The sequence below is a fragment of the Brevibacterium salitolerans genome, from assembly GCF_039531405.1.
GTDB lineage: Bacteria > Actinomycetota > Actinomycetes > Actinomycetales > Brevibacteriaceae > Brevibacterium > Brevibacterium salitolerans.
This window is the reverse complement of sequence record NZ_BAAAPZ010000007.1, coordinates 93,670-119,130: the sequence shown is the minus strand read 5'-3', so window position 1 is coordinate 119,130 and position 25,461 is coordinate 93,670. Positions and strand designations below refer to the sequence as shown.

Below are 25,461 nucleotides of genomic sequence, written 5' to 3'. Positions count from 1 at the left end.
CGGCAGGTGCTCACAGCACCACCTCGACGAGCGCCGGGCCCTGTGCGGCGAGCGCCCGGGCGAAGGCTGCGCTGAGCTCCTCCACGGTCTCCGCCCGCTCCGCCGGCACTCCGAACCCGCGGGCCACGGACACCCAGTCCAGGGTGGGCCGGTCGAGGTCGAGGAGCTGGCCGGCGCGCTCGCCCACGTGCTCCACGCCCACGTTCGCCATCTCGTTCCGCAGTATCTGGTACTTCCGGTTGGCGAACACGAGGGTGACGACGTCCGTGCCCTCCCGCGCCTGGGTCCACAGCGTCTGCGGCATGTACATGCCGGAGCCGTCGGACTCCAGGGCGATGACCTTCCGCTCCGGGCAGGCGATCGCGGCGCCGGTGGCCACAGGCAGGGCCCATCCGATCGACCCTCCCGTGGGGTTGAGCCATTCGTGCGGCCGCGCCCCGCGGGTGGCGGAGTCGAATGCCCATCCGGTGGTGAGGGACTCATCGACCACCACCGCGTCCTCCGGGATCGCATGGGCGAGGAACGCGGCGATCTTCTGCGGGGTGAGGGTGCCGGCGGGCAGCTCCGCCGCCCCCGGCACGGCCAGCGGCGCGGCAGCGGGCGCGGCGGCGCGTGCGGACTCCGGCAGCGCCTCCCAGACCGCCTCGAGGGGGAGCTGCGCGCGGGTGGTGTCCCCGCACAGCTCGATGAACCGGGTGCCGGGCGCGGTGAGTGTGCTGCGCTTGGTCGGATAGGCGAAGAAGGCGACCGGCGGCTGCGCGCCCACGAGCACCAGGGTGTCGAAGCGCGAGAGGAACTCCTGGGCGGCATCGACGGCATAGGGCACCTTCTGCGCCGTGAAGCGCCCGGCGCCACGGGACACGCGCGCAGCGAAGGTGCCGGTGAGGAGTGAGGCGCCGGTGGCCGCGGCGATCCGGGCCGCAGCCTCGAGTGCCTCCGCCCGCGGGGTGCGTCCGCCCAGGAGGATCGCCCCGCGCTCACCGGCCTCGTGCAGGTGCCGCGCGGCGGCCTCGGCGGCGAGCGCGTCCACCCGCGGCCGGGGTGCCTCCAGCGCGGTGGGCGGCACGCCGTCCCGCGGCACTTCGTTCCACGCGGCATCCGCCGGCAGGATGAGTGAGGCCACCCGGCCCCGGCGGGCGACGGTGACCGCGTCCGCGACGTCCGAGGCCAGGGCCCGCTCTCCCGAGGAGGTGCGGACCCAGTGGGAGAACGGGCGGGCCGTGCCTTCGATGTCGCTGGTGAGCGGCGCGTCGAGAGCGCGGTGGTAGCTGGCGTGGTCACCGATCACGTTCACCACCGGCGAGTGCGCGCGCACCGCGTTGTGCAGGTTGGACAGACCGTTGGCGAGCCCGGGGCCCAGGTGCAGCAGCGTGGCCGCCGGCTGGTCCGTCATGCGCGCATAGCCGTCCGCGGCTCCTGTCACCGCCCCCTCGAACAGGCCCAGGACCCCGCGGATGCGCGTGGCGCCCTCCAGTGCGGCCACGAAGTGCATCTCCGAGGTGCCGGGGTTCGCGAAACAGGTGGTGACCCCGTTGTGCTCGAGTGCGGCCAGGAGGGAATCGGCGCCATTCACGTCTGTGCTCCTCGTCGTCGTGCCTCTGCGTCGTCGCAGCGTGCGCCCATCGTCGCACACGCCTCGGACGCGGGCGGGGAACGCGCGTGTCCCGGTAGCGTGGTGCGGACGGGGAGCGCAGACGCGCGGGGAGGGGGCAGCATGTCCGGGAAGGCCGAGACGCCGGTGCAGGGTGCGGGTCAGGAGGTGCGCGCACTGACGGGGACCGTCGAACGCCTGCGGGCGGGTGCCGTCGTCGTGCAGCACTGGTCGGGACGTGAGATCTCCACCGGCGCGCACAAGACGCCGGTCACCGCGCCCGTCCGGGTGGGGGTTCTCGGTCTGGACGGGGACGCGCAGGGGAACACGAAGGTCCACGGCGGCCCCGACAAGGCCCTCTGCTGCTATCCGGTGGAGAACTACGGCGCCTGGGCCGCCGAGGGCCGGGAGATCGGCGAGGACGGCTTCTTCGAGAACCTCACGCTGCGCGGGCTCACCGAGGCGCAGGTGCACCTGGGGGACGTCTTCCTCCTCGGATCCGCGCGTGTGCAGGTGACGCAGCCCCGCAGGCCCTGCACCACCGTCTCCGCACGCTGGGGAGACCGCGGCCTCCCTGCGCGCATGCAGGAGACGGGGCGCTGCGGGTTCTACCTGCGGGTGCTGGAGCCGGGAGTCCTCGCGGAGGGGGACGCGATGACGCTCGCGGAGAGGCTGCCGGAATCCGTCTCCGTCGCCGAGGCCAACCGCGTCATGAACGTCGATCGTCTCGATCGCGCCGGCATCGGGAGGCTGCTGGCCTCACCCGAGCTGCCGGAGCGCTGGCGGCGGGATCTGGAGCGGAGGCTGACGGGGCGGCTCGGCGACGACTCCGCGCGCCTGGGCGGGTGAGTGCCGGGTGCGGCAACCCGCACTCGTCCCACGGAGTGGGACAACTGGGCGGGGGGAAGCCGCAGATCGGCGCGGAATCGAGAAATGTGAGCGGATATATCCCCGCCCGGGGTGAGACCGGCGGGAAACGCATCACGCGCGTACTACCATAGAAGCACGTATCGGTGCTCGGACGGCGACATGGGACAGCATGCCGCGCCTGCTCGCCCCCTCTGCCGCCGGTCCATCGATGAGTGTTCGTCCTGGTGAGAATGAGGTTGTGAAATGGTGCGCAGGGCACGGGAGCTGAATGCAGAGCAGCGGACGCTGGTGTCCGCTGTCAAACGGGTGGCTCGTCAGCGGGCGCGTGTCAACGCGAGCTACGTGGACGCGATCCTGACCGCCCGTGACGCGGGAGTCACCTATGCGGCGATCGCCGAGGCCGTGGGCACCTCCTCGCAGGCGGTGCAGGAGATCGTCCGCCGGCACCGTGCGGGCCGCGCGGCGGAGGCAGGCGGCGAGGACGCCTCGCACGCCTCCGGCGGCTCCGGGCTCGCAGGAGGCGTGGCGGCAGTCACCGGTATGACCACCGGCGTCGTAAGCCTGAGCGGGGAGCAGAGCGCTGTGAGCGGCGTGAGCCCCGTGGCGCTCTGATCCGATGGCGGCACTCCACGACGATCCCCTCCTCGACGCCGCGCGGCAGAGCGCGGTGATCGCGGTCCACCGCATGCGGCACTGGTCGCGAGAGCTCACCGCGGCCGCCGTGGACTCCAAGGACGGGCGCAACAACCTCGTCACCCTCGCAGACGCGGAGATCGAGGCACTGGTCCGGGGGCGGCTGCTGCGGCTCCGCCCGGAGGACGTCGTCGTGGGCGAGGAGAACTCCGCCTCGGTCCGTCTCGAAGACCATGAGTCCGGGGGCGAGCTGACCGCCCTCCTCGCCGGCGCGTTCGAGCGTGCACCGGAGAGCGGTGTCCCCGAGGACGCCGGCGCCGTGGGGGCGCGGACCCATGAATGGCATGTGGACCCCATCGACGGCACCGTGAACTTCGTCCGGGGGATCGAGCACTACTGCTTCTCCGCGGGGGTGCGCGCGCTGCCGGAGGCTGTGCCGGGTGCCGCTCCGGCCTCGGGTGCGGCTCTGCTGACGGGCGCGGACCAGCCCGCGGCTGCGGACGGAGCGGCTGATGCGGACGCGGGCTGGGTGGCCGGCCTCGTCGCCGCGCCCGCGCTGGACCGCGTGTGGTTCGCACGTGCGGGCAGCGCCTGGACGGCCCCGCTCACCGCGCTCACGGACCCCGCCGTCGAGGCCGTGCCCCTCACCGGGGCCTCCGCTCCCACCAGCGGCAGGGTCGTGGCGACCGGATTCGGGTACTCGCGGGAGCGCAGGGCTCAGCAGCTCGCCTCGCTGGGCGCCGTCATGGAGGAGTTCGACGACCTGCGCCGGTGCGGGTCCGCGGCCCTGGACCTGTGCATGGTCGCCGAAGGGCGGGTGAACGCCTACTACGAGCGGGGCCTGGGGATCTACGACTTCGCCGGCGGAGCCTACATCGCGGAGTGCGCCGGCCGGTGGGTGCGCCGCCGCCCGGACGCGTTCGGTGCGGGCGCAGGCGGCGTGGGGGGCGGCAGCGCGAGCCCGGCCTCGGGCGCGGAGCCGGTGGGCGCACCCGAACTCACCGTCGCAGCGGACAGCCGCGAGCGCCTGGAGTTCCTCCTCCGCACCGGCTGAGCCTCCGCACCGCCCGCACGTCGCGCACGGCAGGAGACTGCGCCCGCCGCGCAGACGCTCACCAGAGCCTTCGCGCGGCGGACGCCGCTCAGCGGATCCGGGCGAGGACCTCTCCGACCGCCACCATGTCACCGACGGCGGCCGCATGCATCAGCGTCCCCGCGGCGGGTGCAGGCACTCGCGTCTCCATCTTCATCGCCGAGAGCACCGCGATGTCGTCCCCCTCTGCGACGTCCGCACCGTCCTCGGCGAGGAAGGCGACGACGCTGCCGGGCACCGGTGCGCGCACTGCGGTGGACCCGTCGGAGGCCTCGGCGGGCGACCCTCCGCGAGCGCCGGACTCCGCGGCTTCAGCGCCGGCCGCCGGACCCACGCCGCCGCCTAGGCCGTCCCCGCTGCCGCTGAGGGCGGTGACGAGGGCCTCGGGCAGTCCCACCGTCGTGAGCCTCCCGTCGATCTCGATGTCGAAGCGGGTGAGGCCTGCAGGCCCCACCGGCGCAGGCCGGTCCTGGACCGAGAGCCGGGGCAGGAGCTCCGTCTCGATCCACTGCGTGTGCAGACCGAACCCGTGATCGCCGGAGCGGGCCGGGGCGCCTGCACCCGCATCCGCGTCTGAGCCCGCACCCGTCTCCGAGGATGCGCTCGCAGCCGACTCCGCCGTGGAGCCCGCACCTGCCTCTGTGCCTGCGTCCGCGCCCGTGAACGCGGGATGACGGAGGATCTCCGCCGAGCACGGCAGCACGGTGGCCGGGCCGGTGATCGTGAGCTCCTCGACGGCGGCGAGGGCGCGGGCGATCGCCGCCGGACGGTCGGGGCCGTGGACGATGAGCTTCGCGAAGAGGGAGTCGAACGCGGGCTGCACCGTGTCGCCCGCCCTGACTCCGGAGTCCCAGCGCACACCCGGGCCGCCCGGCACCGTGAGCGTCTCGATCCTCCCCGGCGTCGGGAGGAAGCCGCGGCCCGGATCCTCGGCATTCACCCGCAGTTCGAGTGCGTGCCCGTGCACCGGGGGAGTCGCGGTGAGTGAGAGGCCCTGTCCGAAGGCGATGCGGAACTGCTCGGAGACGAGGTCCACGCCGGTGACCGCCTCGGTGACGGGGTGCTCGACCTGCAGCCGGGTGTTGACCTCGAGGAAGGTCATGGTGCCGTCCGCGGCGAGGAGGAACTCGACGGTTCCCGCGCCGCGGTAGTCGACCTCCGCGCAGATCGCCTCGGCCGAGCGCTGCAGGAGTTCGCGCTGCTCGGGGGTGAGACAGGGCGCGGGAGCCTCCTCGATGAGCTTCTGGTTGCGGCGCTGGGCCGAGCAGTCGCGATCGCCCACCGCCACGACTGTTCCGCAGCCGTCGCCGATGACCTGGACCTCGACGTGCCGGGGGCGTTCGAGGAACTTCTCGACGAAGCACTCGGGGCGGCCGAACGCCTCGCGGGCCTCACGGGTGGCGGACTCGAAGGCCCCGCCCACCTCGGAGAGCTCGCGGACGATGCGCATGCCCCGGCCGCCGCCCCCGTGCGCGGCCTTGATGATGAGGGGCAGGCCGTGTGCCGCGGCGAACTCCTCGACCTCGGCCGCCCCCGTCAGCGGTCTGTCGATGCCGGGAGCCAGCGGCGCGCCCGCCTTCTGCGCGAGCCGCCGGGCCGTGACCTTGTCGCCGAGCGCGGTGATCGACTCCGGGGTGGGACCGATCCAGACGAGGCCCGCGTCCTCCACGGCGGCGGCGAAGTCCGCGTTCTCGGAGAGGAAGCCGTAGCCGGGATGGACGGCGTCTGCACCCGCTCGCTTCGCCGCGGCCAGCAGCGCCTCGCTGTTGAGATAGGTCTCTGCGGCGGTGCTGCCGGGAAGGGCGACGGCGATGTCCGCGAGCTGCGTGTGCATGGCGGCGGCGTCCTGATCCGCGTAGACGGCGATGGATGTGTGCCCGTTCTGCGCACAGGCGCGGATGACGCGGACGGCGATCTCGCCGCGGTTGGCGATGAGGATTCTCGACATGGTTCAGCTTTCGTCGGTGGTGGCAGTGCGGAAGCGGATCCTCACGCCCGGGGCGAGCTGGGCGGCGAGGTCGGTGTCGTCGACGCTCGCGATGATCGGATAGCCGCCGGTGAGCGGATGGTCGGGGCCGAAGAGCACGGGCTGTCCGCTCGGCGGCACCTGGAGAGCGCCGGTGACCGCGCCTTCGCTCGGGAGCTCCCCGGAGCGGGCGCGTTCGAGGGGCACCTCGCCGGTCAGCCGCAGACCCACCCGGTCCGATTCGTGCGTGACCGTCCACTCCTGGCCGAGCAGCGTCTCGATCCCGGCCTCGGTGAACCAGTCCTCACGCGGTCCGAGGGTGAGGGTGAGTTCGACCGTCTCTCCCGGGGCGGGCAGGCGCCGTCCGCCGCCGAGGTCCGGGTCGACGAGGTGCGGAGCTGCGGCGGGTCCGTGGAGCTCCACGGTGTCGCCGGCGGAGAGAGCCGCGGGTCCGAGGTGGCCGAGGGTGTCGCTCGAGGCGCTGCCGAGGGCCGTCTCCACGGCGATCCCGCCGCGGAGCGCGAGGTAGCGGCGCACCCCGCGCTCGGCCGGCCCGAGTTCGAGCCGGTCGCCGTCGACGAGGGAGAACGGCTCGCCGGTGCGGGGACGGTGGACCGTCCCTCCGCCGGCGGTGACGGTGATCGTCCCCTCGGCGCCCGTCACGGCGGCGACGCCGTCGCCGGTGACCTCCAGGCGCACGTTCCCCCCGAAGCTCTCGAGGCATGCTGCGCTCTCCGCGTTGCCCACGAGCCTGTTGGCCCGCCGCAGCGCCGTCCGGTCCGCAGCACCCGCAGCGGAGACGCCCAGCGAGGCGAACCCGGGGCGCCCGAGGTCCTGGGGGAGGAGCTGCAGGCCGGGTCGGACGACGGTGAGGGAGGGGGCGGAGTCCTCTGCCGCTTCTGCGCCGCGCGCTTCGCCTGCACTGGCCGCTGCGCCGGTCGAGCGCGCTGCGCCGGGCTCACCGGCGACGACCGTCTCCCGTTCCGCTGATCGGAACGTCACCACGGTGCCGGGTACGAACAGCGCGGGCGGGTCACGGTCGAGGTCCCAGAGGGTCGCATCGGTCCGGCCGATGAGCTGCCAGCCGCCCGGTGAGCTGCGCGGGTAGACGCCGGTGAACTCTCCGGCGAGCGCGACCGCGCCGACGGGGACGCGCGTGCGCGGGGACCCCCTGCGCGGCACGTCGAAGAGAGGATCGTCGCCGGCGAGGTAGCCGAACCCCGGCGCGAAGCCGGAGAAGGCGACCTGCCAGCGGGCTCGCTGGTGGCGGGCGACCACCTCGGCGACGGAGACGGAGAGGAGGTCCGCCACCTCGGCGAGGTCCTCCCCGTCGTAGTGGACGTCGAGGGTCACGGACCTCTCGGCCTCCGTGGCGCCGGCCGTGAGGTCGAGGGAGCGGATCGCGTCCGATAGCGCCGCTGCTGAGGTGCGGGCGGGGTCGAAGCGGATGAGCACGGTGCGGGCGGCGGGCACGAGCTCGAGCACGCCGGGGAGTGCGGCGGCCTCGAGGCTGTGGTGCAGGCGCATCGTCTCTGCGAGGTCGGCGCATTCGGCGAGGAGGTGCTGTCGCGAGGCGGTGTGGAAGGCGGTCACTGGCGGTAGTCGCTTCCCTGCGCGTCGGTGATGAACATCCGACCGGGTGAATGGGTGAGTGCGAAGGGCGGCGCGGATTCCGCGATGGCTGCCTGCGGCGTGACGCCGCAGGCCCAGAACACAGGGATGTCTCCCGGATGGAGGACGGGAGCATCTCCGTAGTCGGGCCGTGCGAGGTCTGTGATGCCGAGCTGTTCGGGCGCTCCGATGTGGACGGGGCTGCCGTGCACGGCGGGGAAGCGGTCGGTGATGCGGACCGCCGCCGCGACCTGGGAGGCGGGGATGGGCCGCATGGACACGACCATGTTCCCGCGGATCCGGCCGGCAGGCCTGCAGGGTGTCGAGGTGCGGTACATCGGGACGTTACGGCCGGCCTCCTGGTGGCGGACGGGAATGCCGGCCTCCGCCAGACCGGCCTCGAAGGTGAAGCTGCAGCCGATGAGGAAGGAGACGAGGTCCGGGTGCGCCGCCCACACCTCCGTGGCGTCGTCGATCTCCGCGCTCAGCTCCCCGTGCTCCCACACGCGGTAGCGGGGGATGTCCCTGCGGAGATCGCTGCCGGGAGCCAGGGCGGACTCGACCCGGCCGGGTTCGAGGACGTCGATGACCGGGCAGGGCTGGGGGTTGCGCTGTGCGAAGAGCAGGACGTCGAAGGCCCAATCGGCTGGTACGGCGATGAGATTGGCCTGGACGAGTCCCGGTGCCATTCCCGAGGTGGGGCGGGTGTCGCCCTGCCGGATGCGTGCGCGCGCCTCGGCTCCTGCGTCGCGCACTCCGGGGGCTCCCGTCGTACCCGTCACGGCTGCTTCCCGGTGAACGGCGCGATCGTCACACCTGCGTCCTCGAGGACTGTGCGGGAGGCTCGCGCCATCTCGATCGAGCCCTGTGAGTCGCCGTGGAAGCAGATCGACTGGGCATCGACGGTGATCGTGTTGCCGTCGATCGCTTCGATCTGCCCGGTTTCGACGAGGCGGAGCACGCGGGCGGCGACGAGCGCCGGATCGTGGAGGACCGCGCCCTCCTCGGACCGTGAGACGAGCGAGCCGTCGGGGTTGTAGGCGCGGTCGGCGAAGGCCTCGGCCGCCACCTCCAGCCCGGCCTCGGCGGCGACCCGGTTGGCGACGCTGCCGGCGAGCCCCAGGAAGACGAGATTCGGGTCGACGGCCCTGACGGCGGCGGCGACCACGCGGGCCTGCGCCTCGTCGTGGACGATCGCGTTGTAGAGGCCACCGTGGGGCTTGACGTAGCGGACCGTGCCGCCCACCGCCGTCGTCAGCCCGATGAGCGCGCCGATCTGATATTCCACCTGTGCCTGGAGGGTGGCGGCGGGGACGTCGAGCGCGCGCCGGCCGAATCCTTCGTAGTCGTCGTATCCGGGGTGGGCTCCGATGACCACGCCGCGTGCGGTGGCCTCGGCGACAGTGGCCCTGATCCCCTCGGGGCTGCCGGCGTGGAAGCCGCAGGAGACGTTGGCGCTGGAGACGAGACCCAGCATCGCCTCGTCGTCGCTGACGATGCGGTCCGGCACGTTCTCGCCGAGGTCGGAGTTGAGGTCGATGGCGGGAGAAGAGGTCATGGTCATGCTCCTATTCCGATCATTGCGAAGATGGGGCCGACCGACTGGACGGCCATGTACCAGGTCAGGACGGTTGCCGCTGTGCCGATGATCAGCAGCCACTTGGGGTATGCGTCAGTGCGCAGCAGGCGGGGCTTGAACCAGCCTATGTACATGAAGATCGTCAGGCCTATGGGCAGGATGAGTCCGTTGAAGCCGCCGACGAAGACGAGCAGGGTGGCCGGAGCGGTGCCGACGACCAGGTAGACGGCGAGCGAGATGACGATGAAGCAGACGGTGGCGAGCTGGAGCGGCCAGCCGCCGCCGAGCTTCTTCGAGAACGCGGAGAGGAACGTCGCCGAGGTGTAGGCGGCACCGATGACGGAGCTCAGGGCTGCGGCCCAGAAGATCGCACCGAAGATGCGGATGCCCGCGTCGCCGAGCACGGCGGCGAAGGCCTGTCCGGCGGGATTCGCGACCTGGCTCTCCAGGTCGAGGGCCACTCCGGAGGCGACCACGCCGAGGACGGCGAGGAAGAGCACGTAGCGCATGATGCTCGTGACGAGGATGCCGGAGAGCGCCGAGCGCATGACGGCGGGGGCGTTCTCCGGGCCGGTCCTGCCGGAGTCCAGATAGCGGTGGGCGCCGGAATAGGTGATGTAGCCGCCCACGGTGCCGACGACGATCGTCGTCACGGTCGCGAAGCTGATCGAATCGGGCACGAAGCTCTGCCGCAGGGCGTCTCCGACGGGCGGCTGTGAGACGAACGCGACGATGCAGGTGAGCACGATCATGCCGAGGCCGAGCACGAGGACGACCGCATCGACGACCTTGCCCGCGCGCTTGAAGAGGAAGACGCCGATGGCGAGCACGCCGGTGATCAGCCCGCCCAGCTTCGGATCGATGCCGAGCAGGGCGTTGAGCCCGAGGCCGCCGCCGGCGATGTTGCCGATGTTGAAGGCGAGCCCGCCCACCACGATGAGGACCGAGAGGAGGACGCCCGAGTAGGGGACCGCGGAGGAGGCGAGCTGAGCGGCGCGCTTGCCCGAGGAGGTGATCATGCGCCAGATGTTCAGCTGGATGGCGAGGTCGATGAGGATCGAGACGAGGATCGCGAAGGCGAAGGCCGCGCCCATCTGCGCGGTGAAGGTGGCGGTCTGGGTGATGAAGCCCGGTCCGATGGCCGAGGTGGCCATGAGGAAGATGGCGCCGACGACCGCACTGCGGCTGACTGCGGCCTTCGTCCTGTCCCGCGGGCCGGGCTGGGCGGTCGTCTTTGACATGGGATCTCCGGTGTCGGATCGAGGTGCGGGGAGAGCGGTGCGGTGGGGTGCCTCACGTGCAGTTCACGGAATCGGTAGACAACTTAGCACTGATTGTTCAACAAGAATAGACCTGTGTCACAGTCATCTGCTCGATCTCGTTGATCGCCAGAGTGGCTGCGTGTGCGCAGCCGCGGCCTGCTGCGCTGTCGCTCCGCCCGCCGATGTCTCTACGATGGAGAGGTGAAGCATGAATCGTCCCTGGTCAATAGGCTCACCGAACGGCTGATCGCCGGTGAGCTCCGCCCTGGAGCCCGGTTGTCCGAGGCGGCGCTCGCACAGGAGTTCGACGTCTCACGCAATACGCTCAGGGAGGCGTTCCGGGTGCTCGGGGAGCAGGGGCTGGTCGAGCACATCCCGCACCGCGGAGTATCGGTCGCCTCGCCGCGCACAGCGGATGTCGTGGACATCTACCGGGTGCGCAGGACGGTCGAGTGCACCGTCCTCGCGCAGGCGCCCCGCGGGCACCCGAACGCCGCGCAGATGCTCCGTGCGATCGAGGAGGGCCGGGCCGCGGCCGAGGCCGGTGACTGGCTCGGGGTGGGAACGGCGAACATGGCCTTCCACAACGGCGTGGTCGCGCTCTCGGACAGCGCCCGTCTCATGCGCACGTTCGGCAACGTCCTCGCAGAGCTGCGGCTCGCGTTCCTCAAGGTCGAGCTCCTCGACTTCCTCCATGCGCCGTTCGTGGAACGGAATGGGGAGGTCTACGAGGCGTACGTCGAGGAGAGCCCCGCAGCGGCGGCGGCGCTGCTGGGGACGTATCTCGGGGACTCCGAGCGGCAGGTGCTGGGCGCCTACGCCCGGGCCGGCGAAGACTGACCGCCCCGGCAGACATGAGCGTGCGCCGCGGCTGAACGCGTCTGCGGATTCGCCCCTGATCCGGCCCTGGGGCGGCGAATCCGCAGACGGGAAGGGAGCGGGCGCCCCTTCCCGTCTGTTCCTGTTTCAGCAGAAGCAGGCGAGTTTCAGTAGAAGCAGGCGAGCCGGCCGCGCGGTCCCTCGACCACGTCGATCGGTGTGTTGAAGATGTCGGAGAGGATCTCCGGGACCATGATCTCCTCCGGCGTCCCGAACTCGACGACCTTCCCGTGCTTGAGCGCGCAGATGCGGTCCGCGTAGTGGCTCGCGAAGTTGATGTCGTGGAGGACGATGACGATGGTCCTCCCCAGCTGCACGGCCGCCTCGCGCAGGTGCTTCATCATCTGCACGGAATGCTGCATGTCGAGGTTGTTCATGGGCTCGTCGAGGAGCACGTACTCCGTGTCCTGCGCGAGGACCATCGCCACGTATGCCCGCTGCCGCTGGCCGCCGGAGAGCTCGTCGAGGTACCGCGATTCGAGCTCGCCCAGGTCCAGGAAGTCGATCGACCGGCTGATGACCTCCTCGTCCGCGCGCGTGAGCCGGCCCTGTGAGTACGGGAACCGGCCGAAGCCCACCAGCTGGCGCACCGTGAGCCGCGCGACGAAGTGGTTCTCCTGGCGGAGGATCGAGACGATCTTCGCGAGGTCCTTGGACGGGGTGGTGGACACGTCCAGGCCGGCCACCTCGATCTGCCCCTCGTCCATGCCCATGAGCCTGCCGATCATCGTCAGCAGCGTGGACTTGCCCGCGCCGTTGGGCCCCACGAGCGCCGTGATGCCGCCGGCGGGGATGTCCAGGTCGACGGGGCCGATCGCGACGTCGTCGGTGTAGCGGCGGGTGACGGTGCTGAGCGTGATCACAGGCGGCCCTTTCTGAGGATGTAGAAGAGGAAGAACGATCCGCCGACGATCTCGATGATGATCCCCACCGAGCCCTCCGCGTAGAAGAGGTTCTTGAGGACGAAGTGCGAGCCTGCGAGCACCACGATGCCCACCAGCCACGCGAGGGGGAAGATGAAGCGGTGGTCGTAGGTGTCGGCGAGCTGATAGGCGATCATCGCCACGAGGAAGCCCAGGAACGTCATGGGCCCCACCAGCGCGGTGGAGATCGCCATGAGCACCGCGACCAGCAGCAGCACGACGATCGTCTGCCGCCGGTGGTTGATGCCGAGGTTGATGGCCGTCTCCCTGCCGAGGGCGAGCACGTTGAGGCGGCTGGAGCGCAGCCAGAGCGCTCCGCCGGCCAGGGCGGCCAGCGGGATGGAGACCCACAGGTACTCGGTGTCCGCCGTGGCGATCGAGCCGATCAGCCGCGCGGTGAGGACGTCGAACTCGCTGGGTGTGAGCAGACGCTGCATGAACGTCGAGGCCGCCCCCAGCCCGCCTCCCAGGACGATGCCCACGAGGAGGGTGATGTGGAGGTTCCCGCGCCGCCCGGCGAGCAGCCAGCCGTAGAGCGCCGCGGCGAAGCCCACCATGAGCCCGATCTGCAGGAGGAACTGCCACAGGCCCGTGAGCGCGGCGATGCCGCCGAGCCCGATGAAGAACACCGCGCCGGTCTGCACGAGGATGTAGAGGGACTCGAAGCCCATGATGGAGGGCGTGAGGATGCGGTTGTTCGTCACCGTTTGGAAGGACACCGTCGCGATCGCCTGGCAGAACGCCACGACCACGATGACCACCAGGTTGGTCGCCCGCATCTGGGCGATGAGCCAGAACCCGCGCGAGCCCACCGGCATGGGGTTGTCCCACGCCAGGGAGCCGAACATCGCACCGGCGGACAGGAGTGCGAGTGCGGCGAGGATCAGCCAGTAGCGGCGCTGCGCGCGGCGGCTCGGCAGCGGGCCCGACTGCCGCCCGGTGGGGCGCCACGGGGAGGCCAGCGGCGGAGTGCGCCGGCGGACGGCGGGGCGCGCGCCGGTGGTGCGCGCGCCGGTGGTGCGCGCGCCTGTGGCCCGTGCACCTGTGGGGCGGGCCGTCGCTGCCTCCTGCGCTGCTGCCGGGGTCGGGGTGGCAGCGCCCGCGGCCGGGCGGTCCGTCGCCGAGGCCGGGGAGGCTGTCCCGGCATCCGTGTCTGCGGTCGTCTGCTTCTCCACGTCAGCGCCTCCGGGTGATGAGGACGATGAACACGACGGCCCCCACGACGCCCAGGATGAGCGAGACGGGAACCTCGAACGGGGCGATGAGCGTGCGGCCCAGCAGGTCGCAGACCGTGACGATGCAGATGCCCGTCATCGCCACCCACGGGAGGTTGGAGCGCAGATCGTCGCCGCGGATCATCGAGATGAGGTTGGGGACGATGAGCCCCAGGAACGGCAGGTTGCCCACGACCACCGTGACGATGCCGGTGGCGATCGCGATGAGGCCGTTGCCCAGCAGCACCACCTTCCGGTAGTCCAGTCCGATGTTCGTGGAGAACTCCTCGCCCAGTCCCGCCGCGGTGAAGCGGTCCGCCGTGACGAACACGACGGCGACGATGATGAGGACGGCCCACAGCGGCTCGTACTGCCCCTTGAGGACGGAGGTGAAGGAGCCGGCGAACCAGATGCCGAGGCTCTGCAGCATGTCCGTCGAGAGTGCGATGTAGGTGGAGACGGCCCCCACGACGGAGCCGAGCATGATGCCGACGATCGGCACGATCACGGAGGACCGCAGGGTCACGCGCTGCAGGAACGCGAAGAAGATCATGGTGCCGATGAACGCGGCGACGATGGCCGCCGCCATCTTGGGCAGCAGCCCGGCCTGCGGGAACAGCACCATGACGAGGAGGAGCCCCAGGCCCGCCCACTCGGTGGTGCCGGTGGTGGTCGGCTCCACGAACCGGTTCTGGGTGATCATCTGCATGACCAGCCCGCACATCGCCATGGCCGCCCCCGCGAGCACGAGTGCGACGGTGCGCGGGATGCGGGTGATCGCGAACATCGCGGCGCCGTCGGGGGCGCCGAAGACGTCGTAGACGCCCACGAACAGCGAGGCGGTGACGAGGCCCAGCGTGACGAGCACGCCTGCGAGCATCGGCCAGGTGAACAGTCTTCTGGGGCGTGCACGGCCAGAGGCGGACCCCGTCCCGGAGGTCACTCCGGTGACGGGATCCGCCTGCTCGCCCGCGCTGTGTGCGGAGGTCAGTTCGCCGCCTCCATGGCATCCGCGATCGAGTTGTAGAACTCGGTGTAGTTGATGATGCTCTCGTCGAGGTAGGTGTAGGACGGCATGTAGACGATGTTGTCATCCTTCACCGCAGGGACGTTCTGCAGGGCCTCGGACTCCGCGATGAGCTGGTTCGCGGGCTCGGCGCCCTCCTCGCCCACGCCGGCGTCGCGATCCATCACGAGGATCCAGTCCGGGTTCGAGTCCGCGATGGCCTCGACGGAGATGTCGTCGCCCTGGTGGTCCGTGGAAGCGTCTTCGACCTCGAGTGCGGGGGTGAGGCCCAGTGCGTCGAAGGCCGGCCCGAGCGTGCGGCCGGTGCCCGGTGCGGAGTAGTTGATGTCGCCGCCGGAAGTGATGACGCCCATGACGGACTCCTCCGGATCGTAGGCCTCCTTCACCCGCTCCACGGCGGCGTCGTAGTCCTCGACCAGCCCGGCGGCCTCGTCGTTCTTGTCGAAGATCTCACCCAGGACCGTGGTCTGGCGCTTGAGCTCCTCGCTGAAGTCCTCACCGTCGCGGGCGGTGACGTCGACGTAGGCGGCGTCCGGCGCCAGCTCCTTGATGTCCTCCGCGTAGTCGCTGAAGCGGTAGCCGCCGATCACGAGGTCGGGCTCGGCCACGACGATCTGCTCGAGGTCCGGCTCGCGGTGATTGCCGATGTCGGGGATGTCGCTGTCCACGTAGGAGAGGTCGTCCGGCATGAGGGAGACGGCGGCCGCGGAGAGCTCCACGCCGAACGTGTCGAGGGTGCGGAAGGACGTGTTGTCCAGCGCCACGACGCTCTGCGGCGGGTGGTTGACCTCGACCTCGCCGTCGTTCGTCTCGACGGTGATGGTGGAGGATCCTGCATCCGAGCCCGCAGCTTCGTCGGTCGCGCCGCTGCCGCAGGCGCTGAGGCCCAGTGCGAGTGCTGCGACGGAGGCCGCGGCGAGGGGAAGGCGGTGCCTGAGGGTCATGAGCGTGAGGCTCCTTGCTTCGGTCGCGGGCATGGGCCCTGCGAGGGTGCGTGTGTGGGGAGCGCGCCGTGTGCGGTCCCTGCCCCGGCGAGGTGCGTGCGACCGGCGCGGACACCGCGCGGGAAGAGCTGTTCTCGAGGAGCTGCTTCCGCAGAGTTCGCTGAGGGCCACCTGACCTAACTGAGGCTGGGCTAAATAATTCCACAGTGTCTGCAGATAAGCAAAAGGTCCATGCGCTATTTGTCCGGGCGCCGGCTGCCGGTCCCGGCGGCGGGTGTGCTTGCATGTGTGCATGACCACAGACTCTCTGCAACCGGACCAGCTGCGCCTCTTCTCCGGTGGGCGCGTCCACTCCTTCGCGGAGGCCGCCGCCGGGTCGCGGCCGGAGAACCACCCGGCAGGCGCCTCGGGCGGGGACTCCGTGCTCACGGCGGGAGGCAAGGTCGTCGCGGTGGGGGAGCGCGACGCGCTCCGTGACATGGCGGGCACCCGGCTGGGCGACGAGGTCGATCTGGGCGGGAGGGTGGTGCTGCCCGGGTTCACGGACGCACACCTCCACGCGGTCTCCACCGCCAACACCATCGCCGAGGTGGACCTGCGGCAGGTGCGCAGCCTCCGGGCGGCGGTGGACACCGTGGCCGCGCATGCGCGCACACTCCCTCCCGGGCAGTGGGTGACCGGTGGACGCTGGGACTCGAACACCTGGGACATGGGCGGCTCCGGCTCCTACCAGCCGGACCGCCGTCTGCTCGACGAGGCCCTGCCGGACACCCCGGTGGCGCTGTGGTCCATCGACTACCACACGCTGTGGCTCAACGGCGCGGCGCTCGAGGCGGTCGGCATCGACGATTCGACGCCCAACCCCGTGGGCGGCGAGATCGTGCGCGATTCCGCAGGCCGGGCCACCGGGATCCTGCGCGAGGACGCCGCGACGATCGCGGAGCGGCGGATGCCCGCACTCTCGCTGGAGCAGCGGCGGCAGAACATGCTCACGGCCCAGAGCCGCTGGCTGGCGGAGGGGCTCACCGGGCTGCACGACATCGACGGGGCGGCCTCCCAGGAGGCCTGGGACGCGCTGCGCGCCGAGGGGCAGCAGCACATGCGCGTGGTGAAGTACCTGCGTCTCGAGGAGCTGGACTGGGCGCGCGCGGTGGGCTGGCGCACCGGGGACCAGCTGGGCCGCACCGGTGAGCGGGTGCGGGCCGCGGGAGAGCCGGAGGCGGACGGATGGTTCGTCCGCGGCGGGCTCAAGCTGTTCTCGGACGGCGCGCTGGGTTCGCAGACCTCGCACATGACGGACCCGTTCCCCGCGCACCCCGGGGAGGACCACCTGCCCAACTACGGGCTGCCGATCGCCAGCGAGGACGTCCTCGTGGAGCAGATGGAGACGGCCTTCGCCGCGGGCATCGGCGTGGCCGTCCATGCCATCGGCGACCGCGCCAACCACCACGTGCTCACAGCGTTCGAGCGGGCGCGCGCCGCGGCCCAGGAAGCCCAGGAGCGCCACGGTCGGAGCCTTCGCCACCGCGTGGAGCACGCGCAGTTCATCCGGCCGGAGGAGATCGCGAAGTATGCGGAGCTGGGGATCGTCGCCTCGATGCAGCCGCGCCACTGCATCTCCGATCTGCACCTGCTGGAGGCGCTCAAGCCGGACCCGCGTCTGTGCGCCTATGCGTGGAAGGACCTCCTGGCCGCAGGCGTGCCGCTGGCCTTCGGCTCCGACGGGCCGGTGGAGCCCACGAATCCGTTCGCCGCGATCTACGCCGCGATGACCCGTGCCGACATCTCCGGTGATCCGGCCACGACCTTCCAGTCCGAGCGGCGCATCCCGGCCTGGGACGCCATCGCCGCCCACACCTCGGGCGCGGCCTATGCGGCGGGGCTGGAGGGCACCACGGGGGCACTGGCGCCGGGGCAGAACGCGGACTTCATCGTCGTGGACCAGGACCCGCTGGTGGCCGACGGCGGCAGCGGGGTGACGGGCGAGTACGCCTCCGAGGCCGCGCTGTTCGAACACGCGCTCGCCGTCCGTGACACGCAGGTGCACATGTCCGTGGTGGCCGGCGAGGTGGCGTTCGCGCACGTGTGAGGCGCGGCCTGCGCCTTCTGCCGGACGTTGCGCACCTTCTGACGGTGTGCGCATGTGTGCTCGCGTGAACACGGTCGGAAAGTGCGCAACGTGCGTGACTGAGGCATGCGGCCGGGGGCAGAGTATGGGAGCGTCGGACGAACAGAGGCAGTGTGGCTGAAGGAAGGTGCGAACGATGACGGAGCGCAGAGGACTCGGACGGCTCGACGGCAGGGTGGCCGTCGTCACCGGCGCGGCGCGGGGGATCGGCCGGGCGATCGCGCTCGGCTATGCCCGCGAAGGGGCGAAGGTGGTGGTCGTCGACCTCAACGGCGAGGGTGCGCAGGCGGTCGCAGAGGAGATCGCAGCCGCCGGCGGCACCGCCCTGGGCCTCGCCGCGGACGTGGGCGAGGCCGCGGACGCGGACTCCGTGTTCTCCCGGACGCTCGCGGAGTTCGGCACCGTCGACGTGCTGGTGAACAACGCCGGCATCACCTCCGGCGTGCGTCACTTCTTCGACGTCGACGACGACTGGTGGGACACCGTCATCCGCACCAACCTGCGCGGGCACTGGCTGTTCCTCTCCCGCGCGGCGCGGATCATGGCCAAGCGCGGAGGCGGAGCCGTCATCAACTTCTCCAGCGGCGGAGCCACCCGGGCCCACCGCGGCATGGTCCCCTACGACGCCTCCAAGGGGGCGATCGAGGCGCTCACCCGGGCCTCGGCGGTGGAGCTCGCGCCGTACGGCGTGCGGGTCAACGCGATCATCCCCGGCTTCATCGCGACGGCCGCGGAGGAGCCGGCGGAGGTCACCGCTCTGCGGGACGCCACCGTTCCGCTGGGCCGCGGCGGGAAGGCCGAGGACCTCGTGGGCGCGGCGATCTTCCTCGCCTCCGACGAGGCCGAGTACGTCACCGGGATCGGCGTTCCCGTGGACGGCGGCACCCTCGTCCAGCAGCGCAGCCCGCAGGTCGACACCTTCCCACTGAGCGAGTACCCGGCAGTGGAGGACGTGGAGGACTTCCGCGGCTGAGGCCCACTCGGCCTCGGGGACTCTCTGACGGCGCAGGGACCCTGCGGGGGCCCTGCGCCGTCAGAAAGTCCCCTTTCGCATCGGCACCGGCCACCCGGTCCGGCGTTGGCTCATGTCCGCGGCGTGTCCTATCCTGATCTGTGACTGCCGTTACGACACATCGTGGGAGAGCCGCCTCGCTCACGTCCGCCCGCATGCCACCGGGTGCGGACACGCAGGGAAGCGGCGCCGTAGGTGCAATCCCTCCCCGGGAAACTCTCAGGCCCAGTACCACGATGCGCAGGCACCTCTGGAGCGGTTCACCGCTGTGACAGAGCGGGGAGGACGAGCCCATATGCGAGCCCGTCCCCTCAGGCGGGCACATCCAGTGGAGGAGATCCATGACCGCCGGTGCCCACAGCACAGCCGCCTCGACCACGGAGGCCGCGCAGACGCCCAGCGCGCAGGCCCCGCACTCCCACCTCACCCCCGCCGCGGGCGATGCCCCCCGGCCCTTCGCTGACCGGCACATCGGCCCCCGCGCCGGTGAGCTGGAGCAGATGCTCGAGGTGGTGGGCTTCGACTCCACGGAGGCGCTCGCCGCTGCCGCGGTCCCGGCCTCCATCGTCCAGGAGACCCCGCTGGCGCTGGAGCCCATGGGTGAGGAGCAGGTGCTGACCCGCCTGCGCGAGCTCGCCGCGAAGAACTCCACCCGTGTGCAGATGATCGGCCAGGGCTTCCACGACACCGTCACCCCGGCCGTCATCCGCCGCAACGTGGTGGAGAACCCCGCCTGGTACACGGCGTACACCCCCTATCAGCCGGAGATCAGCCAGGGCCGCCTCGAGGCGCTGCTGAACTTCCAGACCGCCGTGACGGACCTCACCGGCCTGGACGTCGCCAACGCCTCGCTGCTGGACGAGTCCACGGCCGTCGCCGAGGCCGTCCTCCTCATGCGCCGGGCGTCCAAGAAGGGCTCCGCGGTGGTGCTCGACTCCGAACTGCACCCGCAGACCATCGCGATCGTCCGCACCCGCGCCCGCGCCATGGACTTCCAGGTCCGCGTCGAGGACCTCTCCGCCGGCCTCGTGGGCGAGGACGTGTTCGGCATCGTCTGCGCCCAGCCCGGCACCTCGGGAGCCATCCGCTCCTTCGACGACGCCGTCACCGGTGCCAAGGAGCGCGGTGCGCTCGTCACCTTCGCCGCGGACCTGCTGGCGCTCACCCTGTTGGCCTCGCCGGCCTCCCAGGGCGCGGACATCGCCGTGGGCAGCGCCCAGCGGTTCGGCGTCCCGCTCTTCTACGGCGGCCCGCACGCCGGCTTCATGGCCGTGCGCTCCGGCCTCCAGCGCCAGCTGCCCGGCCGCCTCGTGGGCGTGAGCCACGACGCGGACGGCAAGCCCGCCTACCGCCTGGCGCTGCAGACCCGCGAGCAGCACATCCGCCGCCAGAAGGCCACGAGCAACATCTGCACGGCGCAGGCGCTGCTGGCCAACGTCGCCGGCTTTTACGCCGTCTACCACGGCCCGGTGGGGCTGACCCGCATCGCCTCCCGCCTGCACCGTCTGGCGGCGGCGTTCGCCGAGGCCGCCGTCACGGCCCCGGGTACGGCCTCGGCGGGGGAGGACGGACAGTTCTTCGACACCGTGGCGCTGACCGTGCCGGACGCGGACGCGGCCCTCACCGCCGCGGACGCCGTGGGCGTGAACATCCGCCGGATGGACGCCACCACGGTGGCAGTGAGCTTCGGCGAGCCCCACACCGTCGCCGAGGCCAACATCCTCCTCGAGGCGCTGGGCGCGCAGGCACGGATCGACGCCGGGGAGTTCGAGGCCGCGGGCGCCGAGGGCGCGTTCGGCCCGGCGCAGGTGCCGACCCCCGCATGGGCCGAGGAGCTGCACCGCACCGGCGAGATCCTCACCCACCCGGTCTTCCGCACGCACGGCTCCGAGACCCAGATGATGCGTTACCTGCGCACGCTGGCGGATCGGGACCTCGCGCTCGACCGCACCATGATCCCGCTGGGCTCCTGCACCATGAAGCTCAACTCCGCCGTGGAGATGGAGGCCATCACCTGGCCCGAGTTCGCCTCCATCCACCCCTTCGCCCCCGCCTCGCAGACGGCCGGCTGGCGCGAGCTCATCGAGGACCTCGAGTCCCTCCTCGTGGAGGTGACCGGCTACGACCGCGTCTCCCTGCAGCCCAACGCCGGCTCCCAGGGTGAGCTCGCCGGGCTGCTCGCGATCCGTCAGTACCACCTGGCGAACGGTGAGCGGGACCGTCGGATCTGCCTCATCCCGCAGTCCGCGCACGGGACCAATGCGGCCTCGGCGGTGCTCGCCGGACTCGACGTGATCGTGGTGGCGACGGCGGAGGACGGCTCCATCGACCTCGCTGACCTCGACGCCAAGATCGAGAAGCACGCGGGTGCGCTCGCCGCGATCATGATCACCTATCCCTCCACGCACGGCGTGTTCGAGGAGGAGGTGCGCACCGTGTGCCAGAAGGTGCACGACGCCGGCGGCCAGGTCTACGTGGACGGCGCCAACCTCAACGCGCTCGTGGGCCTCGCGCAGCCGGGCCGGTTCGGCGGAGACGTCTCGCACCTCAATCTGCACAAGACCTTCTGCATCCCCCACGGCGGCGGCGGACCGGGCGTGGGCCCCGTGGCGGTGCGCGAGCACCTGGCCCCCTATCTGCCCGGTGACGCGCGCGACCCCCGCCTCATCGAGGGCGCGGCGGACATCGGCCAGCCCATCAGCAACACGCTGTTCGGCTCCGCGGGCGTGCTGCCCATCAGCTGGGCGTACCTGCGCCTCATGGGCGGCGCCGGCATCACGGAGGCCACCCGCACCGCGCTGCTGGGCGCCAACTACGTCTCTCGCGAGCTCGCGGACGCCTTCCCCACCCTCTACACGGGCGACTCCGGCCTCGTGGCGCACGAGTGCATCCTCGACCTGCGCGAGCTCACGGCTGCCACCGGGGTGACCGCCGAGGACGTGGCCAAGCGCCTCATCGACTACGGCTTCCACGCGCCCACGCTGGCGTTCCCCGTGGCGGGCACGCTCATGGTGGAGCCCACGGAGAGCGAGGACAAGGGGGAGATCGACCGCTTCATCGAGGCGATGCGCTCCATCCGTGCGGAGATCGACGCGGTGGGCGAGGCCTACACGGTGGAGGAGTCTCCGCTGCGGAACGCCCCGCACACCGCCACCAGCGTCATGGACGACTGGGAGGCGAAGTATTCGCGGGAGACAGCGGTGTTCCCCGTCCAGGGGCTGCGGCTCACCAAGTACTTCCCGCCGGTGCGGCGCATCGACGGCGCCTACGGCGACCGCAACCTCGTCTGCTCCTGCCCGCCGCCCGAGGCCTTCGAGACGGCCTGAGAGGAACCCTCCATGACCAAGACCACTGCTCTCCACGACCTCCACGCGGAGCTGGGCGCTTCGTTCACGGACTTCGGCGGCTGGGACATGCCGCTGAAGTACGGCTCCGAGCTCGCCGAGCACCGCGCCGTGCGCACCGCCGCCGGGATCTTCGACCTCTCCCACATGGGCGAGGTGCGGGTGACCGGCCCGGACGCCGCCGCGTTCCTCGACTACGCGCTGCTCGCGAAGTACTCGATCCTGAAGGCGGGCAAGGCCAAGTACGGCCTCATCCTCGATGCGGACGGGCACATCCTCGACGATCTCATCACCTACCGCCTGGGGGCCGACGAGTTCCTCGTCGTCCCGAACGCGGGCAATGCCGTGGCCGTCGCCGAGGCGCTGGCGTCCCGCGCGCAGGAGTTCTCCGCCTCCGTGGTGCCGGGCGCCGCCGTCACGGTGACGGACGAATCCGCAGAGACCTCCCTCGTGGCGGTGCAGGGTCCGCAGTCCGAGGCGATCCTGCTGGCCGCACTCGCAGCGGGTGGACAGGCCGGTTCCGCTGGGCAGGCCGAGGCCGGCTCCGCCGGTGCGCAGGCCGAGGCCGTGCGGGAGCTCGGCTACTACGCCTGGACCCGGCTGGAGCTGCCGGTGCCTGCGGCGGGGAGCCGGGCTGAGCAGACGACCGCAGGCGCTGGTGCGGCGGATGCCGGTGCAGGCGAGCCGGCCTCGGGCGGGGTGTCCGAGGCCCCGGTGCCCGTCCTGCTGGCCCGGACCGGGTACACCGGCGAGGACGGTTTCGAGCTCTACGTTGCGAACGCGGATGCGGCACCGGTGTGGCACGCACTGGTCGCGGCGGCCGAGCGGGCCGGCATCGAGCTGCTGCCCTGCGGACTCGCCTCCCGTGACTCGCTGCGGATGGAGGCCGGCATGCCCCTCTACGGCAACGAGATGGACCGCACGAGCATCGCGGCCGACATCGGCCTGGGGAAGATGGCGGCGAACGCGCTGAAGAAGGAGCACGTGTTCGCGCGTGCCGCGCTCGAGGCGCAGGCGGCCCAGGAGCCCGCACGCGTCCTCGTGGGGCTCGTCTCCTCCGGACGGCGCGCCGCTCGCGCCGGGGCCGCCGTGCAGGCGGACGGGCAGGAGATCGGCATCGTCACCTCGGGCCAGCCCTCGCCCACGCTCGGACACCCCATCGCACTGGCTCGGGTGGACCGCGCCCACGCGGAGCCGGGCACGGAGCTCACAGTGGACATCCGCGGCAAGGCACACGACTTCACGGTCGCCGCACTGCCCTTCTACACCCGGGCCTGAGCTGCGTCCGGCAGACACCGATCACCGCACCACCGAAGAAAGAGGAACACATCATGGCTGAACTGCCCCCGCTTCCGGAAGGCTTCTCCTACTCCGCCGAGCACGAGTGGGTGAACGCCGCCGCTGACGCCGTCGCCGGTGCGACCGTGCGGGTGGGCATCACCGCCGTCGCCGCGGACGCCCTGGGCGAGGTCGTCTACGTCGAGACCCCGGGGGTGGGCGACGCCGTCACCGCCGGGGAGGTCTGCGGCGAGGTCGAGTCCACCAAGTCCGTCTCCGACCTCTACTCGCCCGTGAGCGGCGAGGTGGTGGCCGTCAACGAGTTCGTGACCGGCAACCCCGGCGTCCTCAACGCGGACCCCTACGGCGAGGGCTGGCTCTTCGAGGTCGCCGTCACGGAGGCGGGCGAGCTCATGGACGCAGCCGGATACGCGGCGGCTAACCACCTCTGACACCCGTCCACACCCCCGCGCCCGGTGTCTGCCAGGCGCGGGGGTGCCGTCTCCCCGCAGTGCTGTGGGGGATTGGAGCACCCACATGCCCATCAGCGTCTTCGACCTCTTCACCGTGGGGATCGGCCCCTCGAGCTCCCATACCGTGGGCCCCATGCGCGCGGCCTCGCGCTTCGTCGAACTCGTGGGACGGCGGCTGCAGGAGGTGCGCACGCTCGAGGTCGACGTCTACGGCTCACTCGCCGCGACGGGCAAGGGGCACGGCACCTTCGACGCGATCCTCCTCGGCCTCGAGGGCTGTGATCCGGAAGCCGTCCTGCCGGACGAGGTCGATGCGCGGATCGCCCGCATGAGCGAGACCGGGACCGTGCGCTTCGGCGAGGCGTCCCCGGCCGTCGAGGGCTCCGTGGAGATCCCGTTCACGGTCGGCGACATGCGGCAGCGCCCGCTCACCGTGCTGGAGCGGCACACGAATGCCCTCGAGCTGCGGGCGCGCGCCGCGGACGGGGAGGAGCTGGCGCACGAGATCTACTACTCCGTGGGCGGCGGCTTCGTCGTCACGCATTCGGACGAGGAGCGGGCCGTGCTCGGTGCCGCGGCGGAGGAGTTCGCCCGCGAGCCGGCCACCCCGTACGACTTCCAGACCGGGGCGGAGCTCATGGAGATCGCGAACCGCGAGGGGCTGGAGATCTGGCAGGTCATGCTCGCGAACGAGGTGGGCGCCGGGCGGAGCGAGGGTGAGATCCGCGAGGGGCTGCTCCACATCGCGCAGGTGATGGAGGAGTGCGCGCAGAACTCACTCGACCGCTCCGGCTTCCTGCCCGGCGGTCTCAAGGTGCGCAGACGCGCCCATGACTGGCACCTGCGGCTCAAGGCGGAGGACCCGGACCGGGACCCGCGCTTCTACCAGGAGTGGGTCAACCTCATCGCGCTCGCCGTGAATGAGGAGAACGCGAGCGGCGGCCGCGTCGTCACGGCCCCCACCAACGGTGCGGCGGGGATCATCCCGGCAGTGCTCCACTACGCGCTCAACTACGTGGACTGGGTGACGGAGGGCGGTCAGGAGGCGCGTGACGAGGCGACCGTCCGCTTCCTCCTCACCGCCGGCGCCATCGGCGTCCTCTACAAGGAGCGGGCCTCGATCTCCGGGGCGGAGGTGGGCTGCCAGGGCGAGGTGGGCTCGGCCTCCTCGATGGCCGCCGGAGGCCTCGCCCAGGTGCTCGGAGGCACGGTGGAGCAGGTGGAGAACGCCGCGGAGATCGCGATGGAGCACAACCTCGGGCTCACGTGCGATCCGATCGCCGGGCTCGTGCAGGTGCCGTGCATCGAGCGCAACGCCATCGGCGCGGGGAAGTCCATCAACGCGGCGAAGATGGCGCTGTGGGGCGACGGCCGGCACTTCGTCTCGCTCGACGAGGTCATCGCGACGATGAAGGCCACGGGCGAGGACATGAGCCACAAGTACAAGGAGACGGCGATGGGCGGCCTGGCGGTCAACGTCGTGGAGTGCTGATCCGCCTGCACCTGCCGCACCCTGGGCCTCCGGCACCGTGTGCTTCCCGCACCCTGTGCCCATGTCTCACTTCGCATCGCTCAGAAGCGTCTTCGTCGATGTGAAGTGAGACATGGGCGAGAGCGCGGCGGTGCAAACCGGC

At 71.4% G+C, this 25,461-nt stretch carries 20 protein-coding genes and 1 riboswitch; of the genes, 10 read left to right on the top strand and 10 right to left on the bottom strand.

What is annotated here, in order from left to right:
* Positions 1 to 10: 10 nt before the first annotated feature.
* Entirely contained in the window at positions 11 to 1,573 is a 1,563-nt protein-coding gene (locus ABD240_RS09645; RefSeq protein ID WP_344337002.1) for an acetolactate synthase large subunit, read from the bottom strand.
* 141 nt (positions 1,574 to 1,714) lie between these two features.
* Between ABD240_RS09645 and ABD240_RS09640 the strand changes: the two genes are divergently transcribed.
* From ABD240_RS09640 to ABD240_RS09630, 3 genes are all read left to right on the top strand, one after another.
* Positions 1,715 to 2,440, top strand: a complete 726-nt coding sequence (locus ABD240_RS09640; RefSeq protein ID WP_344337001.1) for an MOSC domain-containing protein — start codon at positions 1,715 to 1,717, stop codon at positions 2,438 to 2,440.
* A 264-nt stretch (positions 2,441 to 2,704) separates the two neighbouring features.
* Positions 2,705 to 3,073 carry a hypothetical protein gene (locus ABD240_RS09635; protein WP_344337000.1) on the top strand — a complete coding sequence of 123 codons (369 nt, stop codon included), beginning with the start codon at positions 2,705 to 2,707 and terminating at the stop codon, positions 3,071 to 3,073.
* A gap of 4 nt (positions 3,074 to 3,077) precedes the next feature.
* Positions 3,078 to 4,148, top strand: coding sequence for an inositol monophosphatase family protein (locus ABD240_RS09630; RefSeq protein ID WP_344336999.1), 1,071 nt, complete (start codon positions 3,078 to 3,080; stop codon positions 4,146 to 4,148).
* Positions 4,149 to 4,236: 88 nt separating this feature from the next.
* Here the strand turns inward: ABD240_RS09630 and ABD240_RS09625 are convergent, their stop codons facing one another.
* From ABD240_RS09625 to ABD240_RS09605, 5 genes are all read right to left on the bottom strand, one after another.
* Positions 4,237 to 6,135 (bottom strand): ATP-binding protein, encoded by a 1,899-nt coding sequence (locus ABD240_RS09625; protein WP_344336998.1) that lies wholly within the window; start codon positions 6,133 to 6,135, stop codon positions 4,237 to 4,239.
* Positions 6,136 to 6,138: 3 nt separating this feature from the next.
* Positions 6,139 to 7,746, bottom strand: coding sequence for a 5-oxoprolinase subunit B/C family protein (locus tag ABD240_RS09620; protein ID WP_344336997.1), 1,608 nt, complete (start codon positions 7,744 to 7,746; stop codon positions 6,139 to 6,141).
* The gene (locus ABD240_RS09615) at positions 7,743 to 8,453 is read right to left on the bottom strand and encodes a putative hydro-lyase (RefSeq protein WP_425547010.1); all 711 of its coding nucleotides are present in this window, start codon (positions 8,451 to 8,453) and stop codon (positions 7,743 to 7,745) included. The genes ABD240_RS09620 and ABD240_RS09615 overlap by 4 nt, the downstream gene beginning before the upstream one ends.
* Before the next feature lie 89 nt (positions 8,454 to 8,542).
* A complete protein-coding gene (locus ABD240_RS09610; protein WP_291799389.1) occupies positions 8,543 to 9,322 on the bottom strand; it encodes a LamB/YcsF family protein in 780 nt (259 codons plus the stop codon).
* A gap of 2 nt (positions 9,323 to 9,324) precedes the next feature.
* A complete protein-coding gene (locus ABD240_RS09605; protein WP_344336995.1) occupies positions 9,325 to 10,584 on the bottom strand; it encodes an NRAMP family divalent metal transporter in 1,260 nt (419 codons plus the stop codon).
* Between the two features lie 222 nt (positions 10,585 to 10,806).
* Here ABD240_RS09605 and ABD240_RS09600 point away from each other — a divergent pair, with 222 nt between their 5' ends.
* The gene (locus tag ABD240_RS09600) at positions 10,807 to 11,445 is read left to right on the top strand and encodes a GntR family transcriptional regulator (protein ID WP_291799382.1); all 639 of its coding nucleotides are present in this window, start codon (positions 10,807 to 10,809) and stop codon (positions 11,443 to 11,445) included.
* 146 nt (positions 11,446 to 11,591) lie between these two features.
* Here the strand turns inward: ABD240_RS09600 and ABD240_RS09595 are convergent, their stop codons facing one another.
* From ABD240_RS09595 to ABD240_RS09580, 4 genes are all read right to left on the bottom strand, one after another.
* Positions 11,592 to 12,347, bottom strand: coding sequence for an iron ABC transporter ATP-binding protein (locus ABD240_RS09595; RefSeq protein WP_291799380.1), 756 nt, complete (start codon positions 12,345 to 12,347; stop codon positions 11,592 to 11,594).
* Positions 12,344 to 13,369 carry an iron chelate uptake ABC transporter family permease subunit gene (locus ABD240_RS09590; RefSeq protein ID WP_291799410.1) on the bottom strand — a complete coding sequence of 342 codons (1,026 nt, stop codon included), beginning with the start codon at positions 13,367 to 13,369 and terminating at the stop codon, positions 12,344 to 12,346. The genes ABD240_RS09595 and ABD240_RS09590 overlap by 4 nt, the downstream gene beginning before the upstream one ends.
* 214 nt (positions 13,370 to 13,583) lie before the next feature.
* Positions 13,584 to 14,501: an ABC transporter permease gene (locus ABD240_RS09585; RefSeq protein ID WP_291799377.1), complete on the bottom strand. Its 918-nt coding sequence runs from the start codon at positions 14,499 to 14,501 to the stop codon at positions 13,584 to 13,586.
* Positions 14,502 to 14,608: 107 nt separating this feature from the next.
* The gene (locus ABD240_RS09580; protein WP_291799375.1) at positions 14,609 to 15,592 is read right to left on the bottom strand and encodes a siderophore ABC transporter substrate-binding protein; all 984 of its coding nucleotides are present in this window, start codon (positions 15,590 to 15,592) and stop codon (positions 14,609 to 14,611) included.
* Positions 15,593 to 15,884: 292 nt separating this feature from the next.
* On the opposite strand from ABD240_RS09580, the gene ABD240_RS09575 reads away from it, so the two are divergent.
* The 6 genes from ABD240_RS09575 (at position 15,885) to ABD240_RS09550 (ending at position 25,319) form a co-directional block, all read left to right on the top strand.
* Positions 15,885 to 17,681 (top strand): amidohydrolase, encoded by a 1,797-nt coding sequence (locus tag ABD240_RS09575; RefSeq protein ID WP_344336994.1) that lies wholly within the window; start codon positions 15,885 to 15,887, stop codon positions 17,679 to 17,681.
* 175 nt (positions 17,682 to 17,856) lie between these two features.
* Positions 17,857 to 18,693 carry an SDR family NAD(P)-dependent oxidoreductase gene (locus ABD240_RS09570; RefSeq protein ID WP_291799369.1) on the top strand — a complete coding sequence of 279 codons (837 nt, stop codon included), beginning with the start codon at positions 17,857 to 17,859 and terminating at the stop codon, positions 18,691 to 18,693.
* A gap of 153 nt (positions 18,694 to 18,846) precedes the next feature.
* A riboswitch (glycine riboswitch) is annotated at positions 18,847 to 18,976 on the top strand.
* Between the two features lie 97 nt (positions 18,977 to 19,073).
* Entirely contained in the window at positions 19,074 to 22,058 is a 2,985-nt protein-coding gene (gene gcvP, locus ABD240_RS09565; RefSeq protein WP_344336993.1) for an aminomethyl-transferring glycine dehydrogenase, read from the top strand.
* 12 nt (positions 22,059 to 22,070) lie between these two features.
* On the top strand, positions 22,071 to 23,354 hold the full coding sequence (locus tag ABD240_RS09560) for a glycine cleavage T C-terminal barrel domain-containing protein (RefSeq protein WP_344336992.1): 1,284 nt from the start codon (positions 22,071 to 22,073) through the stop codon (positions 23,352 to 23,354).
* A gap of 53 nt (positions 23,355 to 23,407) precedes the next feature.
* Positions 23,408 to 23,806, top strand: a complete 399-nt coding sequence (gcvH, locus tag ABD240_RS09555) for a glycine cleavage system protein GcvH (RefSeq protein ID WP_344336991.1) — start codon at positions 23,408 to 23,410, stop codon at positions 23,804 to 23,806.
* 85 nt (positions 23,807 to 23,891) lie between these two features.
* A complete protein-coding gene (locus ABD240_RS09550; RefSeq protein ID WP_344336990.1) occupies positions 23,892 to 25,319 on the top strand; it encodes an L-serine ammonia-lyase in 1,428 nt (475 codons plus the stop codon).
* The last annotated feature ends 142 nt before the right edge of the window (positions 25,320 to 25,461 follow it).